This is a genomic window from Tahibacter caeni, from assembly GCF_024609805.1.
GTDB classification, from domain to species: Bacteria; Pseudomonadota; Gammaproteobacteria; order Xanthomonadales; family Rhodanobacteraceae; genus Tahibacter; species Tahibacter caeni.
In genome coordinates, this window is record NZ_JANFVR010000463.1 from 1 (window position 1) to 2,975 (window position 2,975).

The 2,975-nt window shown below is 72.7% G+C and carries 3 protein-coding genes and 1 pseudogene; 2 read left to right on the forward strand and 2 right to left on the reverse strand.

Annotated features, from left to right (window positions below):
* Together NON22_RS22625 and NON22_RS22630 are read left to right on the forward strand one after the other, a co-directional pair.
* A pseudogene (locus NON22_RS22625) lies at positions 1 to 335 on the forward strand (hypothetical protein); the annotation flags it as partial.
* Between the two features lie 119 nt (positions 336 to 454).
* The gene (locus NON22_RS22630) at positions 455 to 1,486 is read left to right on the forward strand and encodes a zinc-dependent alcohol dehydrogenase (protein WP_257389252.1); all 1,032 of its coding nucleotides are present in this window, start codon (positions 455 to 457) and stop codon (positions 1,484 to 1,486) included.
* Between the two features lie 62 nt (positions 1,487 to 1,548).
* Here NON22_RS22630 and NON22_RS22635 read toward each other — a convergent pair whose 3' ends face one another.
* Positions 1,549 to 2,127, reverse strand: coding sequence for a DUF1003 domain-containing protein (locus NON22_RS22635; protein WP_257389253.1), 579 nt, complete (start codon positions 2,125 to 2,127; stop codon positions 1,549 to 1,551).
* Positions 2,128 to 2,367: 240 nt separating this feature from the next.
* Positions 2,368 to 2,975, reverse strand: a 608-nt coding sequence (locus tag NON22_RS22640; protein ID WP_257389254.1) for a universal stress protein, incomplete at its 5' end; no start/stop codon positions are given.

The window sequence follows — 2,975 nt, forward strand, 5'->3', positions numbered from 1 at the left end:
GCTGGAACGGCTCGTTGCAGGCGCGCCGCGCGCTGCATGCGGCGCTGCCGCTGCTGCGCGCGGCGCAGCACGTCGTGCTGCTGGAAGCCGCCGAATGCGCCGACACCGTGCAGGCGCAGCGCTTCCTGCGCCGTCACGGCGTGGAGGTCGAACGCGCCGGCTGCGAGCGGTCCGGCGCGGCCGGGCCGCGCCTGCTCGAACTCTGCGCGGCACAGGGCGCCGACCTGCTCGTGCTCGGCGCCTACGCGGAGCGCGGCCTCGGCGAATGGGACGGCGCGCAGACCCTGCTGCCGATCCTGCGCGAGCGCACGCTGCCGCTGCTGCTGCAGCACTGAGACATCGCGAGCCGGACGGGCCGGCGGCCGGTTACCGTACGGTGACGGTTTGATTCGGATCAATATCGGCGCGAAGGGCGCGACATAGCCTGGATCCGGATTCGTTGCCGGAGTAGCCGATGAACAGCACCATGCGAGCCGCCGTTGCACGCACGTTCGGCGGACCTTTGCGTATCGAGGAACTGCCTGTGCCGCGGCCCGGGCCGGGCGAGGTGCTCGTGCGGCTCAAGGCCAGCGGCGTCTGCCACACCGACGTGCACGCCGTCGACGGCGACTGGCCGATCCGGCCGGCGCTGCCGTTCGTGCCGGGCCACGAAGGCACCGGGATCGTCGCGGCACTGGGGCCCGGCTATGCGGGACCGCTGCGCGAAGGCGACGCGGTGGGCCTGCCCTGGCTGCACGACGCTTGCGGCCATTGCGAGCACTGCATCGGCGGCTGGGAAACGCTCTGCGCCGAGCAGCACAACACCGGCTACGGCGTGAACGGTACGTTCGCCGAGTACGCGATCGGCCGCGCCGACTACGTCGCGCGTCTGCCCCGCCTGCCGGATTTCCGCGCGCTCGCGCCGATCCTCTGCGCCGGCGTGACGACGTACAAGGGATTGCGCGAGACCGAGGCGCGCGCCGGCGAATGGGTCGCGATCGCCGGCATAGGCGGTCTCGGCCATCTCGCCGTGCAATACGCGAAGGCGATGGGCTTCTACGTCGTCGCGCTCGACGTCGGCGAGCAGAAGCTCGGCCTCGCCTCGGCGCTCGGCGCCGACGTCGTCGTCGACGCGAGCTTCGAGGACGCCGACGAGCAGGTGCGTCGCGTGACCGACGGCGGCGCGCACGGCGTGCTCGTCACGGCGGTCTCGCTGCCGGCGTTCCGCCAGGCGCTGGCCTACGTGCGCCGTCGCGGTACCGTGAGCCTCGTCGGACTGCCGCCCGGCGAATTCCCGACGCCGGTGTTCGACGTCGTGCTCAAGCGCATCACCTTGCGCGGTTCCATCGTCGGCACGCGCAACGACCTGAGCGAAGCGCTGGCCTTCGCCGCGGCCGGCCACGTGCGCGCGCACTACGAGACGGCTGCGCTGGCCGAGGCCGACCACGTGCTCGAGCGGTTGCGCCGCGGCGAGGTCGAAGGCCGCGTCGTGCTCGACATCGCCTGAGACGTCGCGCCGGGCCGGCGGCCCGGCGGCGATGCCGCAGCCCAGGCCGGCGACGCCGTCGTTCAGCGCGCCGGCGAATCGGACGCCGGCGCCGACAGTTTCGCGACGAGATTCGTCAGCAGGTCCAGCTGCGCCTGCTGGCGCGCGAGCAGCTCGCGCAGCTGCTCGCCGCGCAGCGCGTCGAGCTTGTCGTGCAGCGCCATGATCTCGATCTCCGCCTTGACGTTGACCTCATAGTCGTAGGCGGCCATCTCGCGGTCTTTGGCCGCCTGGCGGTTCTGGCTCATCATGATGATGGGCGCCTGCAGCGCCGCGAGCATGGACAGGATCAGGTTCAGGAAAACGAAGGGATACGGGTCGAACGCGCCGCCGCGCAGGAGCCAGGTGTTCACGCCGGCCCAGACGAGCAGGAACAGCGTGAACAGCAGGATGAAGCTCCAGGAGCCGCCGAGCTGCGCGACGCGGTCGGCGAGGCGCTCGCCGAAGCTCGGCGGTCCGGCGCAGCGGCTGGGATCGCCGCTGATCGCGCGCCGCTCCGACGCATGCGTCAGCGCGCGCCGCACGCGTTCGTCCAGCTCCTCGAGGCGGCGGCCGAACCAGCGCGGGGCGGCGTCGAAGTAGCGGGGCAGGTCGGACGGCATGGCAGACTCCGGGAACGAAAAGACGTGGCCGCTAGCGTAGCCGCAGCGCCGTGCGCCCGGCAGGGCCGGACGCACGGCTCAGGCCGGCAAGTCGGTGTCGTTGCGAGCTGCGCTCACGCTTCGGCTTCGCGTTCCCACTGCCGGCCGGCACATGTCGACGGCTTCGCCGCCGGTCCTGCCACGCGGCTGCAGCCGGAATGCGTGTGGGCAGGCGATCGCCGCCTGCCGCGAGAACCGGGTTCAGTGGCGCAGCAGCACCGGCAGCTCGGCCTCGGCCACGACATGCCGCGTCGCGCCGCCGAACACCCATTCGCTGAACCGCGTGCGGCCGTAGGCGCCCATGACCAGCAGGTCGGCGCCGGCCTCGCGCGCGGCGGCGAGCAGCGCGCGGCCGGCTTCGCTCTCGGGACCGCTGATGCCGCGATATTCGGCCTGGATGCCGTGGCGCTGCAGATAAACCTCGAGATCGAACGGCGGCAGCCAGCCGATTTCCGCGTAGCGGTCGCGGATCTCGCCGCGCAGCACGACGACGCGCCTGGCCCGCGCGAGCAGCGGCCGCGCCGCCTGCAATGCGCGCAGCGCCTCGGACGAGCCGTTCCAGGAAACGGCGATGCAGTCGAGCCGCGCCGTGGCCTGCGCCGGCACGAGGATCACCGGCATGCCGCATTCGAGCACGATCGCGCCTAGCCGCGCGCGCTGTTCCTCGCTCTGCGCGTCGCGCGCGAGCAGCAGCAGGTCGTGGCGGTTGCCGAGCCGGCGCAGCACGGCCGGCAGGCTGCCTTCGGCAACCTGCCAGGCCGGCGCGCGCACGCCGGCCTGCGCGGCCCAGGCCGCGAACGCGGCGGCGT

What these genes read in the sequence shown, in the direction of transcription:
- NON22_RS22630 (WP_257389252.1), top strand. Translation starts at nt 455, where the DNA reads ATGAACAGCACCATGCGAGCCGCCGTTGCACGCACGTTCGGCGGACCT.
- NON22_RS22635 (WP_257389253.1), bottom strand. Translation starts at nt 2,127, where the DNA reads ATGCCGTCCGACCTGCCCCGCTACTTCGACGCCGCCCCGCGCTGGTTC.